The following is a 22,892-nucleotide window of genomic DNA, read 5'->3' as shown; positions in this document are numbered from 1 at the left end:
CGGCCGGGAGCGACGCGCCCGCTGTCCGGCCGGTGTCAGTGGCTGCCGCTACCGTCCCTGTCATGCCGGATGCCGACGACGTACGACGGATCGCCCTGTCCCTGCCGGACACGACGGAGAAGACCGCCTGGAGCATGCCCACGTTCCGGGTCGCGGGCAAGATGTTCGCCACCCTGCCCGAGGACGAGACCTCGATCGCCGTGCGCTGTCCCACGCAGGAACGGGACGAACTGGTCCTCGCCGAGCCGGAGAAGTTCTGGATCGCCACCCACGAGGCGAAGTTCGCCTGGGTCCGTGCCCGGCTCGCGGCCCTGGAGGACGAGGACGAACTGCGTGTCATCCTGGCCGACTCGTGGCGCCAGGCCGCCCCGCCGCGGCTCATCGAGGCGCACCCCCGGCTGGGACTGCCACCCGGGACGTGACCACCCGGGACGTGACCACCCGGGACGTGACCACCCGGGACGTGACCGCCCGGGACGTGACCGCCGGGGGCGGGACCGTCCGCCGCGCGGGCGCCGGGTGACGCCGGGCGTGGCGCCACGGACGGGGCGGGAAACGCGTGCGCGATCACCGCCCCGAGTGCGGTATTGTTTCCGTGCGCGTCCGGCCGGGGGAAGCCCAGGTCAGACGGGCAACGGGACGTGGCGCAGCTTGGTAGCGCACTTGACTGGGGGTCAAGGGGTCGCAGGTTCAAATCCTGTCGTCCCGACCAGCTTCACGCAGGTCGCAGGCCGTCTTCTCAGCGATGGGAAGGCGGCCTTCGACATGTCCGGGCGCACGCACCCCCGGACCACCCGAGTGCCCGATATGGCAACTTCCGGTGTGAATGTCCTTGATGTTGCGGTCCGTGCTGCCTAACGTTCCCCCGGAAACAACCGTCGCGGGCTCCAGATCCCGCGCCACCGTCCCGGAAGCGAGGTGTGCAGCGCGTGCGCGTGACGTGCGGGTGCCGACCGGTTTCGGCGAGCACCAGGAAGCGCCGAAGCCCCCGGGGAGCGCGGCGGACGCGGGCGCTGGTCGCGCTGGCGCTGCTGGCGTCGACGCTCGCCGCCTGCGGCGACGACGGCGGCTCCGGCCGACCCACCCTCAACTGGTACAACTTCCCCGACGATTCCGGCGCCCTGCAGACGGCCGCCGACCGGTGCAGCAAGGCCTCCGGCGGCCGCTACCGGATCAACTACAGCAAGCTGCCCCGGGGCGCCGACGACCAGCGCCAGCAGCTGGTGCGCCGGCTCGCCGCCGAGGACGACTCCATCGACATCATGGGCCTCGACGTCACGTGGGCCGCCGAGTTCGCCGAGGCCCGCTGGATCCGTGAGTGGACGGGCGAGAACAAACGCCGCGCCACCGAGGGCACCCTGGAGGTGCCGCTGCGGACGGCGACGTGGAAGGACAAGCTGTACGCGGTCCCGTACAACACCAACACCCAGTTGCTGTGGTACCGCAAGGACCTGGTGCCCACGCCGCCCAAGACGTGGGACGAGATGCTGAAGATGGCCGGCGACCTCGCCCGCCAGGGCAAGCCGCACTACGTGGAGATCCAGGGCGCCCAGTACGAGGGCCTCACCGTCTGGTTCAACTCCCTCGTCAACAGCGCCGGCGGCTCCATCCTCAACGCGAGCGCCACCGAACCCTCGCTCGGACCGCCCGCCGTACGGGCCGCCACGGTCATGCGCGACCTCGCCAACTCCCCGGCCGCGGACCCCTCGCTGCCCAACCAGATGGAGGACCAGAACCGGCTCGCCATGGAGTCCGGGGTGGCCGCCTTCGAGATCAACTACCCGTTCGTCTATCCGTCGATGAAGGCGAACAACCCCGAGCTGTTCAAGAACTTCCGCTGGGCGCCCTACCCTCGCGTCGACGCCGGCCGGCCCTCACGGCCGACCATCGGCGGCATCGACCTCGCCGTCAGCGAGCACTCCCGCCACCCCGACCTCGCGTTCGAGGCGGCCCTGTGCCTGCGCAACCGGGAGAACCAGCTCACCGCCGCGATCGACGGTGGACTGCCGCCCACCCTGCGCTCGATCTACGACGACCCGGCGTTCATGAAGGAGTACCCCTTCTCCAATGAGGTGCTGGCCGCGCTGCAGTCCGCGAGCGTCCGGCCGGTCACCCCCGCCTACCAGAACGTGTCGATCGTCATCTCCCACACACTGTCCCCGCCGTCCGCGATCAAGCCGGAGAGCTCGGTCGCCACCATCGAGGGTCAGATCAACGATGCCCTGAAATCCGAGGGTGTGATCCCGTGAACCACCGCCCCCCGCAGCACTCCGCCGCCCCGCGTCCCGCGCGGGCCCGCCGTCCGGGCGGTTCCGGATGAGCACCATGGCCGGTCCGGACGGGACCCCGCCGCCCCCCGGCGGCACCAGGACGGCACCGGACGCCACGAAGGGCAAGGCGGCCCTCTCGGAGGGCGCCCGGCAGGAACGCCGCCTGGGCTGGCTGCTGTGCGCGCCGGCCGTCATCGTGATGACCGCCGTGACCGCCTACCCCATCGGCTACGCCATCTACCTGTCCCTGCAACGCTACGACCTGCGCTTCCCGGCCCGGGCCGAGTTCGTGGGCCTGAGCAACTACGGGGCGGTGCTGTCCTCCCCGTACTGGTGGGACGCCTTCTGGGTCACCCTGTTCATCACCGCGGTGTCCGTCGCCATCGAACTCGTCCTCGGCATGGGACTCGCCCTGGTCATGCACCGCACCCTCTTCTGGCGCGGCACGGTGCGCACCGCGGTACTCATCCCCTACGGCATCGTCACCGTGGTCGCCGCGTTCTCCTGGCAGTACGCCTGGACACCCAACCTGGGTTACCTCGCCGAGCTGCTCCCCGCCGGGGACGCACCGCTCACCGAGCAGTGGCCCGCGCTGTGGCTGATCATCCTCGCCGAGGTGTGGAAGACCACCCCGTTCATGGCACTGCTGCTGCTCGCCGGCCTCGCCCTGGTGCCCGAGGAGACCCTGAAGGCGGCCATGGTGGACGGCGCGACCGCCTGGCAGCGGTTCGTGCGGGTGATGCTGCCGCTGATGAAGCCGGCCATCCTCGTGGCGCTGCTGTTCCGCACCCTCGACGCGTTCCGGATCTTCGACAACATCTACATCCTGACCTCGGGCGCCCAGGGCACCGGCTCCGTGTCGATCCTCGGCTACCACAACCTGTTCACGGCGCTGAACCTCGGCATCGGGTCGGCGATCTCGGTCCTGATCTTCATCTGTGTCGGGATCATCGCCTTCACCTTCGTCAAACTGTTCGGTGCCGCCGCTCCCGGCGCGGAGGTGAAGCGCTGATGGCCGCCGCAGGCAGTACCCACGCGACCCGATGGGGCGTCATCAACATCGTGGTGGTGCTGTACGCCCTGTTCCCGGTGTGGTGGATCGCCGCACTGTCGTTCAAGGACCCCAGCACCCTCACCGACGGCAACTACATCCCCACGGACTGGACCTGGGAGAACTACCAGGGGATCTTCGAGACCTCCGAGTTCACCCGGGCCCTGATCAACTCGATCGGCATCGCCCTGATCGCCACCGCGATCGCGGTGGCCCTCGGCACCATGGCCGCCTACGCCGTCGCCCGGCTGCGGTTCCCCGGCAAGCGGCTCCTCATCGGCATGTCGCTGCTGATCGCCATGTTCCCGCCGATCTCCCTGGTGTCGCCGCTGTTCAACATCGAGCGCATCATCGGGATCTTCGACACCTGGCTCGGCCTGATCGTGCCGTACATGACCTTCTCGCTGCCGCTGGCGATCTACACCCTGTCGGCGTTCTTCCGGGAGATCCCCTGGGACCTGGAGAAGGCCGCCAAGGTCGACGGGGCCACCCCCGCCCAGGCCTTCCGGATGGTGATCGTGCCGCTCGCCGCGCCGGGCGTGTTCACCACCGCCATCCTCGTGTTCATCTTCTGCTGGAACGACTTCCTGTTCGCGATCTCGCTGACCTCCACGGAGTCCGCGCGGACGGTGCCCGCCGCGATCGCGTTCTTCACCGGCAGTTCGCAGTTCCAGCAGCCCACCGGGTCGATCGCCGCGGCAGCCGTGGTGATCACCATCCCGATCATCATCTTCGTCCTGCTCTTCCAGCGGCGGATCGTCGCCGGACTGACCTCCGGGGCGGTCAAGGGATGAGCGCGGACGCACCGCGCCGCCCGCGCCGCGGCCGGACCCGGCAGGCCTGAGGCAAGGAGGAACCACCCATGGCCGAGATCGTCCTCGAGGGCGTCACCAAACGTTTCCCCGACGGGTCCGTCGCCGTGCGGGACGTGGACCTCGCCATCGCCGACGGCGAGTTCGTGATCCTCGTCGGCCCGTCCGGATGCGGCAAGTCCACCACCCTGAACATGATCGCCGGGCTGGAGGACATCACCGAGGGCACCCTGCGCATCGGGGGCAAGGTCGTCAACGACCTCGCGCCCAAGGAGCGGGACGTCGCCATGGTGTTCCAGAGCTATGCCCTGTACCCGCACATGAGCGTGCGCGAGAACATGGGCTTCCCGCTGCGGCTGGCGAAGGTCGACAAGGAGACCATCGACGCCAAGGTCGAGGAGGCGGCCCGGGTCCTGGACCTCACCGAGTACCTGGACCGCAAGCCCGCCAACCTCTCCGGCGGCCAGCGCCAGCGGGTGGCGATGGGGCGGGCCATCGTCCGGGACCCCAAGGCGTTCCTGATGGACGAGCCGCTGTCCAACCTGGACGCCAAGCTGCGGGTGCAGATGCGTACCCAGATCTCCCGGATCCAGCGCCGCCTGGGCACCACCACCGTGTACGTCACCCACGACCAGGTGGAGGCCATGACCCTCGGCGACCGGGTGGTCGTCATGCGCCAGGGGCTGGTGCAGCAGGTGGGTACGCCCGCCGAGCTGTACACCATGCCGCGGAACCTGTTCGTGGCCGGCTTCATCGGCTCACCGGCGATGAACTTCCTCAACGCCACCCTGGAGGACGGCCGGCTGCGCTCGCCCTTCGGCGACCTGCCCCTGGACGACCGCACCCGGCAGGCACTGGAGCGGCACAACGCCCCCCGCGAGGTCATCATCGGGCTGCGCCCCGAGGCATTCGAGGACGCGAGCCTGGCCCGGGAGGACAGCGGGGCGGAGATCACCGTCACGGTGGACGTGCTGGAGTCGCTCGGCTCCGACGCCTACGTCTACTTCACCGCCGAGGGCGGCCCGGCCTCCACCGCCGAGCTGGAGGAACTGGCCACCGACTCGGGCCAGCGCGACACCGGAGCGGGCACCCAGCAGATCGTGGCCCGGCTGGACGCGGCGACCCGCGCGCGGGAGGGCGAACCCGTGCGCCTGCGCGTCGACATGCGCAAGGCGCACGTCTTCGACCCGTCGACGGGCAAGAACCTCACCCACGCGGAGAACAACGACGGCGACTGAGCCCATACCGACGGCGACTGAGCCCATCGGCCCGGGCCGGGCGGCGCGACGGCGCGCCCGGCCCGGGCCGGACCGTGCCGTGGGGTCAGATCACACAGCCGGCGTGGGCCAGCGCCTGCTTCAGCAGGACCCCGTGGCCGCCCGGCATCTCGCTCTGCACGGCCGCCGACAGGGCTTCCTGCGGGCTGAACCACACGAGGTCCAGGGCATCCTGGCGGGGCCGGCAGTCGCCCGCCACCGGCACGATGTACGCAAGCGACACCGCGTGCTGACGGGGGTCGTGGTAGGGCGTGACGCCGTGCGTCGGGAAGTACTCCGCGACCGTGAACGGCTGGAGCGACGCCGGGACCCGGGGGAGGGCCACCGGCCCGAGGTCCTTCTCCAGATGACGCAACAGCGCGTCGCGGACCCGCTCGTGGTGCAGCACCCGGCCGGAGACCAGCGTCCGGCTGACCGTCCCGTCGGGCCCGATGCGCAGCAGCAGACCGACGCTGGTGACCTCACCGCTGTCGTCGACACGCACGGGGACGGCCTCGACGTACAGGATCGGCATGCGGGCGCGCGCCATCTCCAGTTCGTCGGAGGGGAGCCAGCCGGGCGTGGTCTCGGTCATGTCAGACATTGCTTGATCATACTTTCAACCGTGCGGGCGCGTGGGGGAGCCGCTCCGAAGCCCCCGGGCCGCGGCCACGGCTCCGGGGGCCTCGTCGCGCCGGCTACGCCTTGAGGGGGTCGTGGCCCAGCGTCATCAGCCGGTGCCGCAGGCGCGTGTCGCCGGCCGCCGGCTCGTTCTCCAGGTCGGTCTGCGCGCCGACGGTCTCCACGACCTCGCTCATCACGCGCAGGTCGTCCTCGGTGAGGTCGGTGCGGCGTTTCTGCAGGACGGCGAGGACGTGCCGGCCGGTGTCGGTGCCCGCCTGTTCGGGCAGCGGCTCGGTCTCCTCCTCGGCGTCCCGCACGCGCAGCCAGGCGGCGAGTTCCGCGGAGGTCATGTTCACCGCGCGGTGGAAGTCCTCCCACAGCGCGTCGAGTTCGAGGGCGTCGGCCATGGTGGTGCCCCTTGGGTACGTACGGGTGCGGCCGTCCCGGCGGGTGCCGGACGGCCGCGGTGGTGGTGTGCGGACGCCGCGACGGGCGCGGACGCGGTCAGGACCCGGCGCCGTGGTTCTCCGCCTGGAACATCCAGCGCTGCTTCTCCAGCTCGGCGGTGATGGCGATGAGCAGGTCCTGGGAGACCGGGTCCGCCTCCTCGGTGGCTCCGATGCGCCCGCGCAGCCGCTCGATCGCCGCGCCGAGCGCGTCGGTCATGACCCGCACGGCCTCGCTGTCGCGCAGCCAGCCCTCCTGCGGGGCCGGGAGCGAGAAGACCTTGGCGACCGTCTCGGGACGGCCGTCCGGGGACACACCCAGGGCGGCGGCCCGCTCCGCGACCGTGTCGGCGTGCCCGCGGGTGGCCGAGACGACCTCGTCCAGCTGCAGGTGGACCGAACGGAACCGGGGGCCGACCACGTTCCAGTGGGCCTGCTTGGCGATCAGCGACAGGCCGAGCAGGTCGACCAGTGTGTCCTGGAGCGCCTCGCCCGTGATCTTCAGGGCCTCGTCGGGCAGCGGGCTCTTCACAACGGTCATGGGTGGCTGCTCCTCCTTGATCATGGATGTCACGGAGAGGGAGCGGCGGGCGCTCCGCGACTCCCTCAGACGCGCGGGTGCCCCGGGCGTTCCGCCACAAACTCCCTCGTCGCCGTCCCCGCCGTACCCGCCGGTTCCGCTTCCCCGGGGACCGCGCGGCGGTCTATAGTCCGAAACTAGCGGTGCTAATCACACAGGCCGCCGGTCACCGGCAGGGGCCGGCGTCCGGACAGGAGTTCCCTCGTGCGTCCCGTCCACTTCGCGGCCGCCCGCCGCACCCCCATCGGCCGACTTCGCGGAGCCCTCTCCACGGTGCGGCCCGACGACCTCGCCGCCGCCGTCATCCGCGGCCTGGTCACCGACGTGCCGGCGCTGGACCCGGCGCGCGTGGACGACGTCTACTGGGGTGCCGCCAACCAGGCCGGCGAGGACAACCGCAACGTCGCCCGCATGGCCGCGCTGCTCGCCGGGCTCCCCGAGACCGTGCCCGGCGCCACCGTCAACCGGCTGTGCGCCTCCGGCCTCGAAGCGGTCACCACCGCCGCCCGCACCATCGCCGCCGGCGAGGCCGACATCGTCGTCGCGGGCGGCTCCGAGTCGATGAGCCGGGCCCCCTTCGTGCTGCCCCGCCCCGACGAGGCCCTCCCGCACCGCATCGAGACCGTCGACACCCGCCTCGGCTGGCGGCTGGTCAACCCCGCGATGAAGGACCTGCACGGCCTGCTGTCCATGGGGGAGACGGCCGAGGAGGTCGCCCAGCGGCACGGCATCACGCGCGAACGCCAGGACGAGTTCGCCCTGCGCAGCCACCGGCTGGCGGCCGACGCCCGCAAGAACGGCCACTTCGACGACGAGCTGCTGCCCGTGCGGCGCCCGGACGGCGTGGTCGTCGACGCCGACGAGTGCATCCGCGAGGACACCTCCGTCGAGAAGCTGGCCCGGCTCAAGCCGGTCTTCCGCGACGGGGGCTCCGTCACCGCGGGCAACGCCTCCCCGATGAACGACGGCGCCGCCGGACTGATCCTCGTCAGCGAGGAGGCCCTCAACGACCTCGGCCTGGAGTCGCTGGGCCGCTACGTCGCCGGTGCCTCGGCGGGCGTCCACCCGGACGTCATGGGCCTCGGCCCGGTCCCCGCCACCCGCAAGGTGCTGGCCCGCGCCGACTGGGGCGTCGCGGACGTCCAGGAGGCCGAGTTCAACGAGGCGTTCGCCGCGCAGGCCCTGGCCTGTGTGGACCAGCTCGGTTTCGACCCCGACCTGGTCAACCCCAGCGGCGGCGCCATCGCCCTCGGCCACCCGCTGGGCTGCTCCGGCGCCCGCATCCTCACCACCCTGCTGCACCGCATGCGCCGCACCGGCGCGGAACGGGGACTGGCGACCATGTGCGTGGGCGTGGGGCAGGGCAGCGCGGTGCTCGTCGAGCGGCACTAGCCTTCTTCGTCCAGGCCGTGTGCCGGGCTCGCGGGCCCGGCGCGGACGCTGACCCCGGGCAGCTCCCGGGCGCCGGGCCCTCCCGGTCTGCCCCGGGGTGCCCCCGTGTCCGGCCGAGGCTTGTCCGGACATAGCATCGGTTCTCTCATGAACACGATGACGCTCTGGCAGCTCGCCGGCTGGGAGTTCGCCGCACTCGCCTTCGCCGCGCTGCTCGTCGGCTTCTCCAAGACCGCCGTGAGCGGGGCCAACACGGTCAGTCTGGCGATCTTCGCCGCCGTCCTGCCCGCCCGCGCCTCCACCGGCGTCCTGTTGCCGATCCTGATCGCCGGGGACGTGCTCGCCGTGCTCACCTACCGCCGGCACGCCCACTGGCCCACGCTGTGGCGGCTGTTCCCGGCCGTCGCGGTGGGCGTCGTCGTCGGCACCGTGTTCCTGCTGTGGGCGGACGACGGCATCGTCCGGACGTCGATCGGGGCGATCCTGCTGCTGATGTCCGCGATCACCGTCTGGCGGCGGCGGCAGGCGGCCGAGGACGACGAACCCGACGCGCTCACCAGCCGGGCCGGGCGCGCCAAGGCCCGCTCCTACGGCGTGCTCGGCGGTTTCACCACCATGGTCGCCAACGCCGGCGGTCCGGTGATGTCGCTGTACCTGCTCTCCGCCGGCTTCCGCAAACTGGGCTTCCTCGGCACCTCGGCGTTCTTCTTCCTCATCGTCAACGTCGCCAAGGTGCCCTTCAGCGCCGGTCTGGGCCTGATCGACGCCGACTCACTGCTGCTCGACGCGGCCCTCGTGCTGTTCGTGGTGCCCGGCGCGCTGCTCGGCAGATGGGCCGTGACCCGGATCAACCAGCGCCTGTTCGAGCAGATCGTCATCGGGGCAACTGTGGTGGGAGCCCTGCAGCTGCTTCTGCGCTAGGCCGGAACCGCCGCGGCGCCGCCGTACGGCCCACCGTCGCCGCCAGCTTGCGCAGCCTGCGCCAGTCCAGCCGCGGCGGCGCCTGCGCCACCCCGGGCCGGTTGCGCGGGACCCGGACACGCAGCGCGCCGGGGGCGATCCGGCAGTGCACCGGGGTGGGCAGCACCAGCGCCTCCCCGTCGACCCCCGCCTCGATCTCGTCGCGGTCGGCCTCGACGACCGCCTCCCGGGCGGTCAGGATGGTGAGGCCGCTCGGTTCCGGGCCGAGCAGCAGCGCCGCGGCGTCGACCGCGCCCTCCACCTTCACGCCGAGCACACCGAGCACCCCGGTGTCGATCCGGTCGCGGCGGCCGAGGCCGAAGGGGTCGTCGGTGCGGTACGGGTTGTTGCTGATCAGCACCGCCTGCGGCGCGGTGATCGTCGTGTCGCCGGCCCGGGCCACCAGCCGGGGCCCCTGCTGGCCGGTGAGCAGGTCGGGCAGCAGCTCCAGGCTGGTGCCGATCTTGTCGTCGCGGTAGGCGGGGCTCTGCACGATCGCCGCGTACGCGCCGAACGAGGCGTTGTTGACGAAGGGCCGGTCCCCGGCGAAGCCGAGGTCCACCCGGAGTTCCACGCCGTCCGTCAGCGCGTCCAGGCAGGTGGCCGGGTCGTCGCGGTCCAGCCCGAGGTCCAGCGCGAAGTGGTTCCGGGTGCCCGCGCTGATCACCAGGAACGGCAGGCCGTGCTCCGCGGCGACGGCCGCCACCAGCGCCTGGGTGCCGTCGCCCCCGGCGGCCCCCAGCAGGTCCGCGCCGTCGGCGACGGCTTCCCGGGCCAGTGCGGTGACGTCGTTGTACCGGTCCGGGTCGAGCAGGACGACCCGTGCGCCCAGGCGCTCGGCCTTCTCCCGCAGCCCGAAGCGGTCCACCTTCCCGCCGCCGGAGCGCGGGTTCATGATCAGCACCGGCCGCCGGGGCGGCGGTACCCTCCGCTCCCGCTCGCGCCGGGGCTGCCGGCCGCTCCCGGTGCCCCGCAGCGCGTACCGGCCGCTCCACACGGCCAGGCCCCACAGGGCCAGCGACACCAGCAGCGACCAGAACAGGGTGACGGCGAACAGGGCGATCACGGCGGCCGGGACGCAGACCGCCACCAGCGCGGCCAGCCAGCGCAGCGGGCCGCGCAGGGTCAGCGTCCACCAGACGGCCGCCGCGCTCAGCGCCAGCGCCGCGGCCCCGCACACCAGCAGCAGCAGACCGGTCAGGCCCCCGTCGATCAGCGGGACCAGCACGGCGGAGGTGGCCGCGGCCAGCGCGGCCCGTGCGGCCCACCGCTGGGCGCGGAAGGCCCGCCTGCTCAGGTCCACTGCCATCATTCCTCCACTCGACCGCGTCATCGTAGGGTCTGCGCGGGCGAGGACGGGGCGTCATCCCGGTTGCCGGTCACGCGGGCGGGCGGCGGTACGCGTCGGCGACCGCACCGCACCACCGACACGCGCAGACCGGCCGCACGTCCAGCGTCGCACGCCGGGGCACGGCAGCGGGGCGGCTTGATCACGGTCGTCGGTGACGCCGCGACCGGCGGATTCGCGACCGCTGGCACCGGGCCCCGTCGTGCGCCCCGCGCCCGTAGCGGGTACGTGGCCGGTCAGGCGCCGCCGCGCAGGCGGGGGGCCGCGGCCCCCGGGTCGACGGGCAGAGCGGACCCGCTCTCCACGCCCGTCGCCAGCCCGCGGGCCCAGGCGATCACGTCGGCCAGGTCCATCCCGTGCGGCCGGGGGTCTCCGCCGGGCCCCGCCGCCCATTCCTCCACGGCGCCGGCCCCGCGCCGCAGCAGACGGGCACCGCCCGTGAGGTTGCCCCGGGCCGCGTGGGTCAGGCCCACGGCGAGCTGGGCGAGCCCCCGCCACAACTCCCGCTCCTCGTCCGGGCCCGACTTCCAGGCGTCCTCGAACACCTCGTGCGCGTGGAAGGGCTTGCCCTCGTCGAGCAGACGCTGGGCCTCGGCGACGCTCCGTGCGGGGGGCCGCACGACGCCCTCGGGCTGCCGCGGCACGCCCTCCGCGCCGTACGGCAGGGGCCGTCCGAGCCCGTCCCGGGGCCGGGCGTTGCGTGCCCTGCCCTCGCTGTCGCGGTCCCGCGCGGCGTCCGCCCGGCCCGCCACCGGGCCGCCCGCGCCGTTCGTCCCGTCCGGTCCGTCCATGCTGCCCATCATGCCCATGCACCGATTGTCCCCCGCCGGTCCCCGCTTCGGCCGGGGCCCCGTTGTGCGGTAAGGTGCTGTCCGCGCGATCACGTGGTGGTGACACCGGGTGGCGCGCACCGGGACGTGGCGCAGCTTGGTAGCGCACTTGACTGGGGGTCAAGGGGTCGCAGGTTCAAATCCTGTCGTCCCGACGCAAAAGCCCTGGTGAGACGAGGTTTCTCACCGGGGCTTCGTCGTGTCCGAGGGTCTGTTCCCGTGGTCGTCACGTCGCCGGTGGGGCGGTGCAGGGTCTCGGGCGCGTGTCGCGATCGGCGAAAGCGCCTCGACGTCCTGGGCCGGTTCACGCGTCGATGTCGCAGAGATAGTGGACGAGGGCGACCTCCTGCCCGGACGGAGCAAGGCCGCGGGTCGTTTCGCCTCTGATGAAGCCCGCCTGTTCGAGGACACGCTGAGACGCCTGGTTCTCAGGCAGAGTGCGAGCCGTGAGCCGGACGAGGCCGCTGCGCCTGGCGAACTCGATGCCGAGACCGACGGCGGCCCGGGCCACGCCCTCGCCACGGTGATCCGGGTGCACCCAGAAGCCGACCTCGACAGAGTCCTGTTCCACACCGAAGAGCACGAGGCTCCCGGCGAAGGCGTCCGTGGCGGGGTCGGCGACGGTCAGAACCGCGAGGTCACCGCGTTCCAGGCCGTCGCGGATCACCCCTTGGACCAGATCGTTGACGGACGCCTCGGTGTACTCCGGCTCGGGCAGGTGCGCGTACCGGCGAACCGTCGGGTCGGTGGTGCCGGAGACGTAGGCGCTCGCGTCATCCGGACGCATCGCGCGCAGGACTGCCCGGCTGCCGCGAAGCGGGAGGGATCTGGAATCCAGCATGCGGCAAAACTAACATAGTTCGGATAGGGTGGGGCTGTGAGTTATTGGGAGCACCGCAAGCCCGTCCGAAGAGCCCGCGCCGTGGATGTGCGCGACATGGCCCGCGTCGCGGTCGAACTGCTCGACGAGGGCGGACTGCGCGCCCTGACGGTGCGCGCGGTCGCCCTTCGTCTGGACGTCGCCCCCGCCAGCCTGTACTCACGCATCGCAGCAGTGGATGACCTCCACGACCTCGCGCTCGACGACGCCCTCGGGCAGGACACCGAGGCACAGCGAGCCCTCCTGGAAGCGGAGCTTCACCCGCTGATGCTGGCTTACTACCGGCACCTCGTCCGCCACCCCTGGGCGTGCCAGGTCATCGCCATGCGCGCACCACGAGGTCCGAACTACCTCCGCCTCTCCGAGCGACTGTGCGCCCTGCTCGCCCGACGGGGGTCGGCCGATCCTCTCGGTGACGCATACGCCCTGTCGAACTTCGTCATCGGAAGTGCAACGACCGCCCCGGCCGCGCATCACGAACCGGACGCGCCGGTCGATCAGGAGGTCGCCCCGTTCTACGCGTCACTCCACTCGGCGCACAGGGCCGATCCCGAAGCCGTCCTCGACGCGGGTCTTCACGCCCTGCTGCGCCGATAGTCCCGGTGGCGCCCCGCAGTTCGTCCCGTCGGGTCGCCGTTCCCGGACCGCCGGGCGACGGACAAGCAGACGCTTCTGATAGAAGCGAGCATGACCATCGTGCCGCTGTGTCCTCCCGCCCCCGTCCACCTCGCCCGCGCGGGCGGTCCGCGATGACCGCCGGGATCGACACGCCCGACCGCCGGGGGCGCACCGGGCTCGACCGCACCGGACGGGACCTGACCCGCAACCCGCGGGTGAGGGTGCGGGACGTGCGGCTGCTGTCCAGTCACTGGTACGTGGAGCGGACCACGACGTTCGACCTCCTGCGTGCCGACGGGACGTGGAGCACCCAGGAACGCGAGACGCACGACCGGGGCAACGGCGCCACGATGCTGCTCTACGACCCGGAACGCGAAACCGTCCTGCTCACCCGCCAGTTCCGCTTCCCGGTGTACGTCAACGGCCATCCCGACGGCATGCTGATCGAGACCCCGGGCGGTCTGCTCGACGACGAGGACGAGCACCCGGAGACCGCCGTGCGGCGCGAGGTGACGGAAGAGACCGGGCACACCATCGGCACCGTCCGGCACGTCTTCGACGTCTACATGAGCCCCGGCTCGGTCACCGAACGCGTCAGCTTCTACGCCGCCGCCTACGGCCCGTCCACCCGGACCCACGCCGGCGGCGGCCTCGGTGAGGAGGGCGAGGACATCGAGATCCTCGAACTGCCCTTCCGGCGGGCCCTGGAGATGATCCGCAGCGGGGAGATCAACGACGCGAAGACCATCATGCTGCTGCAATGGGCCGCCCTCGACGGGCCGTTCGCGCGCTGACGGCCGTCAGGCGAAGCGGTCCAGCAGCGCGTCGAGTCCCGACGTGAGCCCTTCCGGCCCGCCGCGCTCCGCGAGCGCGGTGGCGGTCTCCCGCAGCCGCGGCAGCTCCTGCGCCGGCATGCGGTGCAGGCCCAGCCGGAACGCCGGGTCGGGCTCGTCGGGGTTGTCGACCATCGGCCGGAGCTCCACCGCCACATAGCCCAGGATCCAGGCCGTGCAGGCGCGGAAGGCGGCCGAGGCGCGGACCTCGTCGAGCCCTGCCTCGCCGAGGAGCACCAGCATCCGCTCGTGGTCCCGCAGGACCGCCATCGGCCGCTGAGCCATCGGGACCGCGAGCATGCGTGTCGCGAGCAGCGGGACCGCCTGCGGGTGGTCCATGCACACGTCGTAGGTCGCCCGGGCGATGCGGTGCAGTCCGGCCCGCCAGTCCGGGACGTCCGGGTCCGCCCCGCCCTCCCGGCCGGCTTCCAGCCGCTCCTCGATCTCCAGGTACAGGGCCTCGACCAGGCCGTCCAGCAGGGCGTCCTTGCCGGCCGCGTACCGGTACAGGGCCATGGCCTCCACACCCAGTTCCGCGCCCAGCCGGCGCATGCTCAGGGCCGACAGACCCTCGCGGTCCACCAGGGCCAGGGCCATGGCCAGGACGCGCTGACGGTTCAGCCGGCCGAGACGCCCTTGGTCGCTGGCCCGTCGAGCCGGGGCGGACCGTTGCTCCTTCGCCACTTCCAGCCTCCCGCCGAGCTCTGCTGCCGGTCGCTTCGTACGATACGGCCCCCATGGTCATTCGCGCGCGAGCCAGCGCACCTCGTGGCTCTCCAGGTCAAGGGTCCGGCCGTCGACACGCACCCGGACGGCCCGGTCGCCGGTGTTCACCACCAGAGCCGCCTCGCGGTCGGCGAGCACCCGGACGCGACGCCCGTCCGCGGGGCGCACGCCGACCGGGACGAACGTCGTGCCGGGCGGGAACTCCGCCTGGAAGCGGCGGACCAGGTCCAGCATGGGCAGCGGTTCCCCGCCCGTTCCGTCGGTGAGTTCGGTGCTGCGCCACAGACAGCCGGGGCAGGGTCCGCGCCGTTCCTGCGGGTTCCAGTAGAAGCCCGTCGTGGCCCCGCCCCGCACCATGGCGATCATGGCGGTGGCCTGCACCGCCTCGCGCAGCCGCTCGCTCCACCGGTCGCCGCCGGAGTTCGGTTCGACGTAATACTCGGACCACCACAGGGGCAGCGCGGTCCGCGTGCGCAGCCACCGGCCCACGGCGGTGAACTTCTCGGTGGCACCGAAAGGGTCCGCCAGCCTCTCGTCGTCGTGGGTGTAGCTGGAGCCGTCGACGACCACGAAGTCGGCCCCCGCCTTGTGCGCGTTCCAGTAGTCGAAGGCGTCGAGGACGCGCTGGTCGACACTGCCCCAGGGCCCCGACAGGTGGGAGGTGTGCGTCGTCCGTCCGGGCCGGAGGCTGTCCATGTTCAGGTAGGGCCCCCCGACCAGGTTGGCCCCGTTCACCTGCTTCAGCGCGTGCCGGACCTTGTTGTAGAGCAGGGTGTACCCCTCGTAGTCCCAGCGCTGCTTCGTCTCGTCGAAGAAGCCCTTGAATTCGTTCCAGACGATGAAGTGCCGCACGTCCGGATAGCGTTCGGCGACGGCCGCGGCGAGGGCGGCGAAGTCGTCGTAGTGTTCGCGGTCCGGCGCCGTCTCCAAGGACGGCTCGGACCAGTCCGTGTGGCCCGGCCGGCCGCCCTTCATCCAGTCCGGTGCGCAGCACAGAGTGATCACGGGTGTGCCGCCGGTCTTCCGGATGAACTCCATCCGGTTGTCCAGCGCCGCGAAGTCGTAGCGGCCCGGCGACGGCTCCGGGTTGGCGGCGCCCCAGCCCATGATGTGCTGGACCTGGGGCAGCGGCACGGCGGAGACGGCGCGCCGCACCCGCTCCATGGCGGCGCGGTCGCCGACGTCCGCGCTCCACTGCGTGTGGGTGAGGCCCCAGCCGAGCTCCGGTCGCGGTGACCGGTCGGCGCGGGCCGACGGTGCGGTCACCGGGTCGTCGCCGGCCGGCACGCCGGACGCCTCCGTGCCGGTGCCGGAGCAGGCGGACAGGGCGATCAGCAGCACGGCGGCGATCATGCCGACCCACGGTGAGCGCCACCGCAGGCGCGTTCCGGGCCGTGCGCGGCCGGCCGGGGGCAGCGGCGCTGCGGGACTTTCCCGCGACGCCGGGGACCCGGCGCCCCGCTCCGGTGCGGCGGGACACCGGCCGGGGCGGACGCGCGGGCGACCCGCCACCTCAGCCATGCGCCCCTCCGGCTCGTCGGGTCAGCCGACGGGTCGCGCGGACCAGCGCGTACCCCTTGGTCAGCGACCGGTCCACGGCGAACGTCCGGCCGACGGCGCGGCCCTCCACCAGCCGCGCGAACTCCCGCGGACCGGTGGTGCGCCGGACGGTCATCCGCCGCAGGGCGAACGGGCCCTGCCTCGGGTGCGCCAGCGCGTTGCCCACCGCCACCGACTGGGTGAAGCCCGCGCCGCGCACCACCTGGCGGACCCGCCGGTCGCTGTAGCCGTACGGATAGGCGAAGGATGCGGGCACGCGTCCCGTCCGCTCGGCGATGATCTCCCGGCAGCGCTCCACCTCGTACCGCAGGGCCCTGCCCGGCAGTTGGTCGAGCTGCGGATGGCTGTGACTGTGGCCGCCGATCTCCGCTCCTCCCACGGCGAGTTCGTTCACCTCGTCCCAGTCGAGCATGGTGTCCAGGGCCGCGCCGCGCAGCTCGTAGGGGCCGCGGAGCCAGCCGGAGGTGATGAACACCGTGACCACGAAACGCAGTTCGCGCAGCACGGGCAGGGCGTGACGGTGGACGCCCCGGTAGCCGTCGTCGAAGGTGATCAGGACGGGACGGCCCGGCAGAGGCAGCCCGCCGCGCCAGGCGGCAGCCAGCCGGGAGGTGGTCACGGGGCTGAACCCGCGCTCCGCGAGCAGCTGCATCTGCTCGGTGAAGGCCCGCGGTGTGACGGACAGGGCGCGGACCGCGGCCGTCGGCACGTCGGTGACCGCGTGGTACATGAGAACGGGTACGGGCTGAGTCACCACGGTCTCCTTGCTGAAGAGGGGCGTCGGCGCCCGGGGCGGTACCGGCCGGTCCTACGACGTCCTCACGTGAGCGCGGACCCTGCCCACGCTCTTGAGCAGCCGGTCGGCCGGCTTGCGCAGCTCCGGCCGCGCCACAACGGTGTTGCGCAGCATGCGGGCCGGAGCCCGCCGGGCCCGGTGGGCCAGTGCGACCGGGTGGTGCTGCCGGGACACCCAGCCCTCGGAGACGGACAGTTCCCCGGTCTTGAGCATGTCCTTGTGCAGACGCTGCCCGCGTCCCAGGTCGAGATACGACAGACCGTCCTCGGCCGCGCCCCGGGCCATGCGCAGGTGCAGCACGATGCCGGGTGAGTACTTGGCGAAGTCCGGGTCGTACGCCGGGAACCAGCAGGCCAGCACGTGCCCGGAGCGCAGTCCGAAGTGTGCGGCGACCGGGCGGTCGGCCACGTACAGCACGGACAGGAGACCGGCGAAGGAGTCCGTCCGGCGAGTGAACAGGTCCTCCGCCAGCCGGACGTTCGACGGGTGCGCGAACCGGTCGCTGCGGCCGGTCCTGCGGTACTGGGCGGACTTCCATGCCAGCAGCGTGCGCAACGCGGCGGGGTCGCGCTCGTCGTGCACGTAGCGCACCTCCCCGGTGGCCCGGGCCATTTTCCGTTCCAGCGCCAGCCGGACCTTGGTGCCGCGTCCGGAGCGGGCCCGCAGCCGGGCGACGTAGGCGTCCCAGCCGTCCGCGACGTCCATCACCGGCGACGGGAAGGTGCCGGTGACCGACTGCTCGAAGGAGTCCTGCTGCTGCGCGAGGTGGTCGAACTCCCAGATGGCCAGGTCGCACGCGGTGAGCAGCTCCCGGGCCTCCCAGCGGAACCCGGGCGCGTGCACCAGGCCCTGGCAGTCGGACAGACCCAGGCCGACCGCCCGGCCCACCCCGGCCGGGCCGCGCTGGTAGGGGAAGAAGGCCACGGGCTCGCCGTGCACACCGTCGTCCCGCACGACGGCCACGCGCACCCCGCGCCGGGCGGCGCCCACGGCCAGCGTGAACTCGGGGGAGAGGAACGGGTTCGCCATCTGCGGCGAGCCGTGCAGGTAGGCCTTCTCCTGGAGGGTCTTCCAGGATGTCAGCTCGGCCGCGGTCAGCGCATTTGGCCGGCGTATGTCGATGTCCATGATCCGTTTCCTTCCGCTGGTGAGGGTCGTGCCACGGTCGTGTCGGCCGTGGCAGCCGCCGTCCGCACGCTCCAGGCCCCCGAGGCCCTGCGGCGGGTCTGGACCGTGCCGACGGCGTAGCCCACGGCCGCGGTCACGACCCCCGTCACGATCGCCCCGGCGCGGCGCACACCGCCGGGACGTCCCCGCAGGGCGTCGGCCAGGCCGCGCAGCACCCCGGCGGGCAGCACCCGCGTGGCGTAGCGGCGTTCCGACTCAAGGCCCTTGCGGACCCCGGCATGGCGGGTGACCCGGGCCTTGGACAAGCCCTCGGCATAGACGCGGCGCCGGAAGTAGGCGAAGTGTTCCCGGGCGGCGGGGACCTTGTGGTGGATGACGGCACGGTCGTCGACCAGCAGGACGGCCTCCGGCCGCACGCGGGCCAGCCGGATGCAGAACTCGGTCTCCTCGCAGCCCAGCGGGCGGGCGTCGCCGTCGCGTCCGATGCCGACGGCGAAACCGCCCGCGGCATCGAACGCCGTCCGGCGGAAGGAGGCGTTCCCGCCCAGGACGTTGCGCACCGGCGCCCGCCCCGGAGGCATCCCCCGGTACGCGCAGCCCACCACCCAGTCGAACTCGGGCGGGAACCACACCGGCCGGTGCCCGGAGGCCCACACCGGGACCGTGCGGCCGCCCACGGCCAGGACCCGGGGATCGGTGTACGCCGACACCATGTGCCGCAGCCAGTCCGGTTCGGCCACCGCGTCGTCGTCGAGGAAGGCCACCACGGTGCCGCGGGCGACCGCGATGCCCGTGTTGCGGCCGGCGGAAAGTCCTCGGGGACCCTCGTTGGCCATGGTCCGGACCGCCATGCCGCCACGCCCGGTGCCGTCGTGGCCCGCGAACCTTCTGCCGATCCGGTCGAGCAGGGCCGGGTTGTGGTCGACCACCAGCAGCGTTTCGAGGGCAGGCAGGCTCTGCCGCTGTACCGACCGTACGGCGGCGAGGATGTCGTCCCAGCGGTCCTCGGTGTAGACGCAGATGATCACGGAGATGTCGGTGGGGGGCACGTCACTTCTCCTTCTCGGAAGGTTCGTCGTCGGAGGTCCGGGACAGCCAACGCGACCGCCGGACCACCAGCCAGAGGGCGAGCAGGCTTTGCGCGAGGAGCCAGGCGAGGCCGCCTCCGGCCAGGCCCAGGACCGGGAGCAGGACCGTGGCCAGCCCCAGTACCAGGACGCACAGGACGCATTGGAGTCCCACGACGCGGCGCAGGTTCCGCTGCATGCGCGCGACGTCGACGGCCACGCTCACCAGGAGGTTGGGCAGCGCCGACAGGGCCAGCAGGCGCAACAGGGTGGTCCCGTGCTCCGCGTACTCCGGCCCGAAGAAGGCCAGGAACCGCGGTGCGACGACGATGATCACGACGGTGCCCGCGCCCAGCAGGAGCGCCGAGTGCCGCAGCACCCGGGAGGCGTGCCGGGCCAGGTCTCCGGGGGTGTGCGCCGCCTCGACGATCAGCGAACTGCCCATGTTGGTCGCCAGCAGGTAGGGCACGTAGCCGACGATCCACGCGAGCGAGTAGTAGGCGCTCTGGGCCGGGCCGAGGGTGTTGAGCACGATCAGGGGAACCAGGCTGTACGCCGCCATCCGGAACAGGGAACCGGCGTAGTCGGCGGAGGCGTATCCGAGCAGGCGGGGCGGGCGGGCCGCCGCGGGAGCCTCGCGCTCGTGGCGGGGCACGGCGCGCCGCAGCAGGTAGGCGTTCGCCACGAGCAGCGCGACCACGAGGGCACCGGCCCACGAGATCAGGATCCCGGTGAAGAACGCCAGGGTGGCACCGACGGCGAGCAGCAGGATCTTCACCACGGCGAAGATCACGTTCTCGGCGACCACCCAGCCGGGCTGCCGCACTCCGGTCAGGGCACCGTCCTGCAGGGCGAAGATGGTGTATCCCGCCGTGTAGGCGACGAAGAAGAGGCCGGTCACCGGGGTGAGCAGGAACCCGAGGCCGGGACTGATCGTGGGCACCAGCAGGAGGAACGCCACGGCGATCAGCACGCTGCAGGCGATGCCCGCGGCGTAGGAGACGAGCACCAGCCTGCGGGTGTGCCGTCCGGCCGCCGGAACGAAGCGGACCAGGAAGTCGGAGAGGTTGAGCTGGCCGACGGTGGACAGCAGGGTCGCGGCGGAGACGGCGGCATAGTTGAGTCCGACGGTCCGGTCGTCGTACCACCGGGTGGCCAGGACCCAGAAGACGGCGCCCAGGGCGGCGTTGACGATCGAACTCATGGCGAGCAGATGACCATTGCGCAGCAGCGGCTCCCGGGGCAGCACGGCCGTCCACCTGGTCCGCCATGGCGCCGGGGCGGGACGGCCGCCGGCCCCGGAGCCGGGTGCGGCCGTCACGTCGGCCGGGGCAGCCTTGCCGGTCCGGGCGGATGCGCTGGAGGCATGGGGTGCGCGCACGACCGCTCCTCAGCTCTCGGCGGCGTCATCGGCCGTGCGGCGGACGGTGTCCCTCGCCCGGCGGCCGGCGGCCAGGACCGCGGCCGAGGTGATCGCCGCGAGGATCAGCACCGCCCGGCCCGGGGTGAACGCGTGGCCCAGGAAGAGCGCCTCCGCCACCAGCACCGAGAGCGACAGGCTGACCGCCCCCGTGAGCAGGGCCGCCTCCAGCGGGCCCGATCGGCCGGAGCCGGGGGGCCGGAGGCGTCCGGCGCACAGGAGCGTGAGCGCGAGCCCCGGGCAGGTGAGGAGGAAGGCGGCGACGACCGCCACCCGCAGTGGTGTGGCGTCCGGCAGCGCGAGCGCCGCGAGCGCGAGCCACCCGGACATCGCGAGTCCCCATCGTCGTGGCAGGGTCATGGCTGCCTCGTTTCCCGCGGTGCGTCGAACCGGTACACCACCGCGTCGTCGTTGCGGAAGACCAGGGTGAAGTCGGGGGCCGTGGCCATCGCCGTCTCCAGCCGCCGCACGAAGCCGGCGGGCAGCTCCCCGTTCAGGCGCAGGTCTGCGGTCTGGGCACGGTTGATCAGGACGTACGCGGGCTTGTTCTCGGCCCGGCCGAGGAGCGGTTCCAGGCCCGTCAGCGGGTTCTGCAGCATGAGGCGCTTGATGCCCATGCTCTCTTCGGTGATCTCGGTGCGCTCGTGCCGGTCGTAGTCCGTCTCGAGTCCGGGCGCGGCGAAGGTGACCGAGATGACCATGGTGCCCGTCGGTGTCCTGGTCGTCACGAACCGGGTCGCCGCCACCTCGTCCGAGGAGAACCGGTTCATGGCCTCCTTGGTGTAGTAGCCGAACGTCAGACTCACGACCATGGCCACCAGCAGGACGTACAGTCCGGCCGTCCGCAGTACGCGGCGTCGCCCCGGGGACGGCAGCAGCAGCGCGGCCACCAGGAGGGCGGCGGAGGGCAGCGCGAACATGTAGGCCCGGAAGACCATTTCGCCGCCGTAGGCGTTGACCAGCATCAGCGGAAGCGGGAACAGGGCCAGCCAGGGCAGCGCGGTGCGCCGGGTCCAGGGCCGTGCCTTGAGGGCGACCGCTGCCAGCAGAAGGATTCCTCCCGACAGCCCGCGGTCGATCCACGACACCATGACCTGGCTCGGAGCGGCGTCGGCGAGCCGGCTCAGTCCGGACCACACGTTGGCCTCGGGCCGGGTGAGCGCGTGCAGGAAGCTGTCGAGGTTCTCCGCCACGTACGGCCGCGCCACGGTGGCATCCCAGATGACGGTGAGGGCGGCCGCCCCGCCCAGTGCGGGCAGGGTCACCGGCCGGTTGCGCCGGGGCACGGACAGCAGCGCGAGGGCACTGATCAGCATCAGCGGGGTGAGCTGGTGGGACGACACGATTGCGGCTTCGATCACCAGCACCAGCGCCAGCCGGCCGCGGGACAGGCGGCCTCGCGGTGGCGCGCCGGGCGCCCGTGAGCCGGGCAACTGCCGTACGACCAGGGCGATCACGCACGCGAACAGCAGGAAGGTGAACGCCTGGGGGGCGAAGTAGTCCTGGCCCACCCAGGAGCACGAGTAGTAGATCCACACGCCCGTCCAGATGAGCCTGCGGTCGGCCGTGACCGACCGGTAGATCAGCAGCAGCGGGACGAGCAGCAGCACGTTCGCGAGCACCTGCGCCCACAGGGCGTACGCCAGCGAGGACTCCAGGCCGGTGGCCTTCAGGAGCGAGGCGTTCAGCTCGAAGAAGCCGGGCCACTGGTTGTAGATGTCGAAGCCGCCGGCCTCCGGGACCGCGCCGTTGTGGCGCATCATCGCGTCGATGACGGCCACGTGCTTCCACGCCCATGAGTAGCGCAGCTCCTGGTAGAGCACAGGAGGTGTGGCGTGCAGGAACGCGATCAGCGTGAGGGAATAGGCCGCGTAGCAGCCGTGCGGTGTCCGCCTCCCGGCCGCCGCCAGGCAGAAGCCGAGGACGAGCAGAGCGAGGGCGGCCCAGAACAGCACGGGCAGCACCTGCAGCAGCCCCAGGTCGCCCATGCCGTCCAGCCGCACCCCCTGCAGCGACCACAGCCACAGCGCCACGGACACCGGCAGCAGCACCAGAGCGGTGAGGGCCGCGGGACCCGGCCGGGACCACCGGGACCGGCCGTCCGTGGGGACCCGGCCGCGGACACCCGCCGCGCCTTCCGGATTGACGGCGCTCGGGGGCAGGCTGCCCTGCCCCGCCGGGACCGGCACCGGGGGCGGGGGCGGGGGCCTGCGCCCGCCGTTCTCCGGTGCCTCGGGAAGGGCGCCCCGTACCACGGCGTAGAGGCGGCTCATGGTCGCCTCCGACGCCGCGGGA

Annotated in this window: 23 protein-coding genes and 2 tRNA genes; 11 read left to right on the top strand and 14 right to left on the bottom strand. The window is 72.4% G+C overall.

Going from position 1 to position 22,892, the window contains the following annotated elements; genetic code table 11:
* Positions 1-62 precede the first annotated feature (62 nt).
* The 6 genes from ACIRPP_RS10895 (at position 63) to ACIRPP_RS10870 (ending at position 5,371) form a co-directional block, all read left to right on the top strand.
* Positions 63-422: an MmcQ/YjbR family DNA-binding protein gene (locus ACIRPP_RS10895; protein WP_403640023.1), complete on the top strand. Its 360-nt coding sequence runs from the start codon at positions 63-65 to the stop codon at positions 420-422.
* A gap of 213 nt (positions 423-635) precedes the next feature.
* Positions 636-712: transfer RNA gene (locus ACIRPP_RS10890), tRNA-Pro, on the top strand.
* Between the two features lie 301 nt (positions 713-1,013).
* A complete protein-coding gene (locus ACIRPP_RS10885; RefSeq protein WP_403640124.1) occupies positions 1,014-2,249 on the top strand; it encodes an ABC transporter substrate-binding protein in 1,236 nt (411 codons plus the stop codon).
* A gap of 67 nt (positions 2,250-2,316) precedes the next feature.
* The gene (locus tag ACIRPP_RS10880) at positions 2,317-3,282 is read left to right on the top strand and encodes a carbohydrate ABC transporter permease (RefSeq protein WP_403640021.1); all 966 of its coding nucleotides are present in this window, start codon (positions 2,317-2,319) and stop codon (positions 3,280-3,282) included.
* Positions 3,282-4,115 (top strand): carbohydrate ABC transporter permease, encoded by an 834-nt coding sequence (locus ACIRPP_RS10875; protein ID WP_403640018.1) that lies wholly within the window; start codon positions 3,282-3,284, stop codon positions 4,113-4,115. Before ACIRPP_RS10880 ends, ACIRPP_RS10875 begins: the two co-directional genes overlap by 1 nt.
* A gap of 68 nt (positions 4,116-4,183) precedes the next feature.
* The gene (locus ACIRPP_RS10870) at positions 4,184-5,371 is read left to right on the top strand and encodes an ABC transporter ATP-binding protein (RefSeq protein WP_403640015.1); all 1,188 of its coding nucleotides are present in this window, start codon (positions 4,184-4,186) and stop codon (positions 5,369-5,371) included.
* An 85-nt stretch (positions 5,372-5,456) separates the two neighbouring features.
* Here ACIRPP_RS10870 and ACIRPP_RS10865 read toward each other — a convergent pair whose 3' ends face one another.
* The 3 genes from ACIRPP_RS10865 to ACIRPP_RS10855 form a co-directional block, all read right to left on the bottom strand.
* The gene (locus tag ACIRPP_RS10865; protein ID WP_403640122.1) at positions 5,457-5,984 is read right to left on the bottom strand and encodes an NUDIX hydrolase family protein; all 528 of its coding nucleotides are present in this window, start codon (positions 5,982-5,984) and stop codon (positions 5,457-5,459) included.
* A 103-nt stretch (positions 5,985-6,087) separates the two neighbouring features.
* Positions 6,088-6,420 carry a DUF3140 domain-containing protein gene (locus ACIRPP_RS10860; RefSeq protein WP_164345616.1) on the bottom strand — a complete coding sequence of 111 codons (333 nt, stop codon included), beginning with the start codon at positions 6,418-6,420 and terminating at the stop codon, positions 6,088-6,090.
* Positions 6,421-6,517: 97 nt separating this feature from the next.
* The gene (locus ACIRPP_RS10855; protein ID WP_164334081.1) at positions 6,518-7,000 is read right to left on the bottom strand and encodes a Dps family protein; all 483 of its coding nucleotides are present in this window, start codon (positions 6,998-7,000) and stop codon (positions 6,518-6,520) included.
* 243 nt (positions 7,001-7,243) lie between these two features.
* Here ACIRPP_RS10855 and ACIRPP_RS10850 point away from each other — a divergent pair, with 243 nt between their 5' ends.
* Both ACIRPP_RS10850 and ACIRPP_RS10845 read left to right on the top strand, forming a co-directional pair.
* Positions 7,244-8,431 carry a thiolase family protein gene (locus ACIRPP_RS10850; RefSeq protein WP_403640011.1) on the top strand — a complete coding sequence of 396 codons (1,188 nt, stop codon included), beginning with the start codon at positions 7,244-7,246 and terminating at the stop codon, positions 8,429-8,431.
* A 147-nt stretch (positions 8,432-8,578) separates the two neighbouring features.
* Positions 8,579-9,352, top strand: a complete 774-nt coding sequence (locus tag ACIRPP_RS10845) for a sulfite exporter TauE/SafE family protein (protein ID WP_403640008.1) — start codon at positions 8,579-8,581, stop codon at positions 9,350-9,352.
* Here ACIRPP_RS10845 and ACIRPP_RS10840 read toward each other — a convergent pair.
* Both ACIRPP_RS10840 and ACIRPP_RS10835 read right to left on the bottom strand, forming a co-directional pair.
* Positions 9,306-10,700: a diacylglycerol/lipid kinase family protein gene (locus ACIRPP_RS10840; protein WP_403640119.1), complete on the bottom strand. Its 1,395-nt coding sequence runs from the start codon at positions 10,698-10,700 to the stop codon at positions 9,306-9,308. The two genes, ACIRPP_RS10845 and ACIRPP_RS10840, sit on opposite strands and share 47 nt — an antisense overlap.
* Before the next feature lie 275 nt (positions 10,701-10,975).
* On the bottom strand, positions 10,976-11,542 hold the full coding sequence (locus ACIRPP_RS10835; protein ID WP_403640116.1) for a DUF309 domain-containing protein: 567 nt from the start codon (positions 11,540-11,542) through the stop codon (positions 10,976-10,978).
* A 108-nt stretch (positions 11,543-11,650) separates the two neighbouring features.
* Between ACIRPP_RS10835 and ACIRPP_RS10830 the strand changes: the two genes are divergently transcribed.
* Positions 11,651-11,724, top strand: a tRNA-Pro gene (locus ACIRPP_RS10830).
* A gap of 149 nt (positions 11,725-11,873) precedes the next feature.
* Here ACIRPP_RS10830 and ACIRPP_RS10825 read toward each other — a convergent pair.
* Complete coding sequence (locus ACIRPP_RS10825; protein WP_403640004.1) at positions 11,874-12,410, bottom strand: GNAT family N-acetyltransferase; 537 nt, start codon at positions 12,408-12,410, stop codon at positions 11,874-11,876.
* A 36-nt stretch (positions 12,411-12,446) separates the two neighbouring features.
* Here ACIRPP_RS10825 and ACIRPP_RS10820 point away from each other — a divergent pair, with 36 nt between their 5' ends.
* A complete protein-coding gene (locus ACIRPP_RS10820) occupies positions 12,447-13,046 on the top strand; it encodes a TetR/AcrR family transcriptional regulator C-terminal domain-containing protein (RefSeq protein ID WP_403640001.1) in 600 nt (199 codons plus the stop codon).
* A gap of 152 nt (positions 13,047-13,198) precedes the next feature.
* Positions 13,199-13,861, top strand: coding sequence for an NUDIX domain-containing protein (locus tag ACIRPP_RS10815; RefSeq protein WP_403639998.1), 663 nt, complete (start codon positions 13,199-13,201; stop codon positions 13,859-13,861).
* 6 nt (positions 13,862-13,867) lie between these two features.
* Here ACIRPP_RS10815 and ACIRPP_RS10810 read toward each other — a convergent pair whose 3' ends face one another.
* From ACIRPP_RS10810 to ACIRPP_RS10775, 8 genes are all read right to left on the bottom strand, one after another.
* Complete coding sequence (locus tag ACIRPP_RS10810) at positions 13,868-14,584, bottom strand: TetR/AcrR family transcriptional regulator (RefSeq protein ID WP_403639995.1); 717 nt, start codon at positions 14,582-14,584, stop codon at positions 13,868-13,870.
* A 57-nt stretch (positions 14,585-14,641) separates the two neighbouring features.
* Positions 14,642-15,979: a xylan 1,4-beta-xylosidase gene (locus tag ACIRPP_RS10805; protein ID WP_403639992.1), complete on the bottom strand. Its 1,338-nt coding sequence runs from the start codon at positions 15,977-15,979 to the stop codon at positions 14,642-14,644.
* A 160-nt stretch (positions 15,980-16,139) separates the two neighbouring features.
* Positions 16,140-16,943, bottom strand: coding sequence for a polysaccharide deacetylase family protein (locus tag ACIRPP_RS10800; protein ID WP_403639990.1), 804 nt, complete (start codon positions 16,941-16,943; stop codon positions 16,140-16,142).
* Positions 16,944-16,994: 51 nt separating this feature from the next.
* Positions 16,995-18,110 (bottom strand): GNAT family N-acetyltransferase, encoded by a 1,116-nt coding sequence (locus ACIRPP_RS10795; protein WP_403639987.1) that lies wholly within the window; start codon positions 18,108-18,110, stop codon positions 16,995-16,997.
* On the bottom strand, positions 18,077-19,159 hold the full coding sequence (locus ACIRPP_RS10790; RefSeq protein ID WP_403639984.1) for a glycosyltransferase family 2 protein: 1,083 nt from the start codon (positions 19,157-19,159) through the stop codon (positions 18,077-18,079). The genes ACIRPP_RS10795 and ACIRPP_RS10790 overlap by 34 nt, the downstream gene beginning before the upstream one ends.
* 1 nt (position 19,160) lies before the next feature.
* A complete protein-coding gene (locus tag ACIRPP_RS10785; RefSeq protein WP_403639981.1) occupies positions 19,161-20,558 on the bottom strand; it encodes a lipopolysaccharide biosynthesis protein in 1,398 nt (465 codons plus the stop codon).
* A 9-nt stretch (positions 20,559-20,567) separates the two neighbouring features.
* On the bottom strand, positions 20,568-20,957 hold the full coding sequence (locus ACIRPP_RS10780) for a hypothetical protein (protein ID WP_403639979.1): 390 nt from the start codon (positions 20,955-20,957) through the stop codon (positions 20,568-20,570).
* Complete coding sequence (locus ACIRPP_RS10775) at positions 20,954-22,870, bottom strand: glycosyltransferase (protein WP_403639976.1); 1,917 nt, start codon at positions 22,868-22,870, stop codon at positions 20,954-20,956. Before ACIRPP_RS10775 ends, ACIRPP_RS10780 begins: the two co-directional genes overlap by 4 nt.
* Positions 22,871-22,892: the final 22 nt, after the last annotated feature.

The organism is Streptomyces sp. NPDC101219 (genome assembly GCF_044767675.1).
Lineage (GTDB): Bacteria > Actinomycetota > Actinomycetes > Streptomycetales > Streptomycetaceae > Streptomyces.
Note: the sequence above shows the minus strand (reverse complement) of the source record. Positions and strands in the feature narration are given on the sequence as shown.

Excerpts from the sequence above, each read along its gene's own strand:
- ACIRPP_RS10870 (WP_403640015.1), top strand. The coding sequence starts at position 4,184 with ATGGCCGAGATCGTCCTCGAGGGCGTCACCAAACGTTTCCCCGACGGG.
- ACIRPP_RS10775 (WP_403639976.1), bottom strand. The coding sequence starts at position 22,870 with ATGAGCCGCCTCTACGCCGTGGTACGGGGCGCCCTTCCCGAGGCACCG.
- ACIRPP_RS10780 (WP_403639979.1), bottom strand. The coding sequence starts at position 20,957 with ATGACCCTGCCACGACGATGGGGACTCGCGATGTCCGGGTGGCTCGCG.
- ACIRPP_RS10880 (WP_403640021.1), top strand. The coding sequence starts at position 2,317 with ATGAGCACCATGGCCGGTCCGGACGGGACCCCGCCGCCCCCCGGCGGC.
- ACIRPP_RS10875 (WP_403640018.1), top strand. The coding sequence starts at position 3,282 with ATGGCCGCCGCAGGCAGTACCCACGCGACCCGATGGGGCGTCATCAAC.
- ACIRPP_RS10815 (WP_403639998.1), top strand. The coding sequence starts at position 13,199 with ATGACCGCCGGGATCGACACGCCCGACCGCCGGGGGCGCACCGGGCTC.
- ACIRPP_RS10840 (WP_403640119.1), bottom strand. The coding sequence starts at position 10,700 with ATGGCAGTGGACCTGAGCAGGCGGGCCTTCCGCGCCCAGCGGTGGGCC.
- ACIRPP_RS10865 (WP_403640122.1), bottom strand. The coding sequence starts at position 5,984 with ATGACCGAGACCACGCCCGGCTGGCTCCCCTCCGACGAACTGGAGATG.
- ACIRPP_RS10895 (WP_403640023.1), top strand. The coding sequence starts at position 63 with ATGCCGGATGCCGACGACGTACGACGGATCGCCCTGTCCCTGCCGGAC.
- ACIRPP_RS10835 (WP_403640116.1), bottom strand. The coding sequence starts at position 11,542 with ATGATGGGCAGCATGGACGGACCGGACGGGACGAACGGCGCGGGCGGC.
- ACIRPP_RS10805 (WP_403639992.1), bottom strand. The coding sequence starts at position 15,979 with ATGATCGCCGCCGTGCTGCTGATCGCCCTGTCCGCCTGCTCCGGCACC.
- ACIRPP_RS10855 (WP_164334081.1), bottom strand. The coding sequence starts at position 7,000 with ATGACCGTTGTGAAGAGCCCGCTGCCCGACGAGGCCCTGAAGATCACG.
- ACIRPP_RS10845 (WP_403640008.1), top strand. The coding sequence starts at position 8,579 with ATGAACACGATGACGCTCTGGCAGCTCGCCGGCTGGGAGTTCGCCGCA.
- ACIRPP_RS10860 (WP_164345616.1), bottom strand. The coding sequence starts at position 6,420 with ATGGCCGACGCCCTCGAACTCGACGCGCTGTGGGAGGACTTCCACCGC.
- ACIRPP_RS10825 (WP_403640004.1), bottom strand. The coding sequence starts at position 12,410 with ATGCTGGATTCCAGATCCCTCCCGCTTCGCGGCAGCCGGGCAGTCCTG.
- ACIRPP_RS10795 (WP_403639987.1), bottom strand. The coding sequence starts at position 18,110 with ATGGACATCGACATACGCCGGCCAAATGCGCTGACCGCGGCCGAGCTG.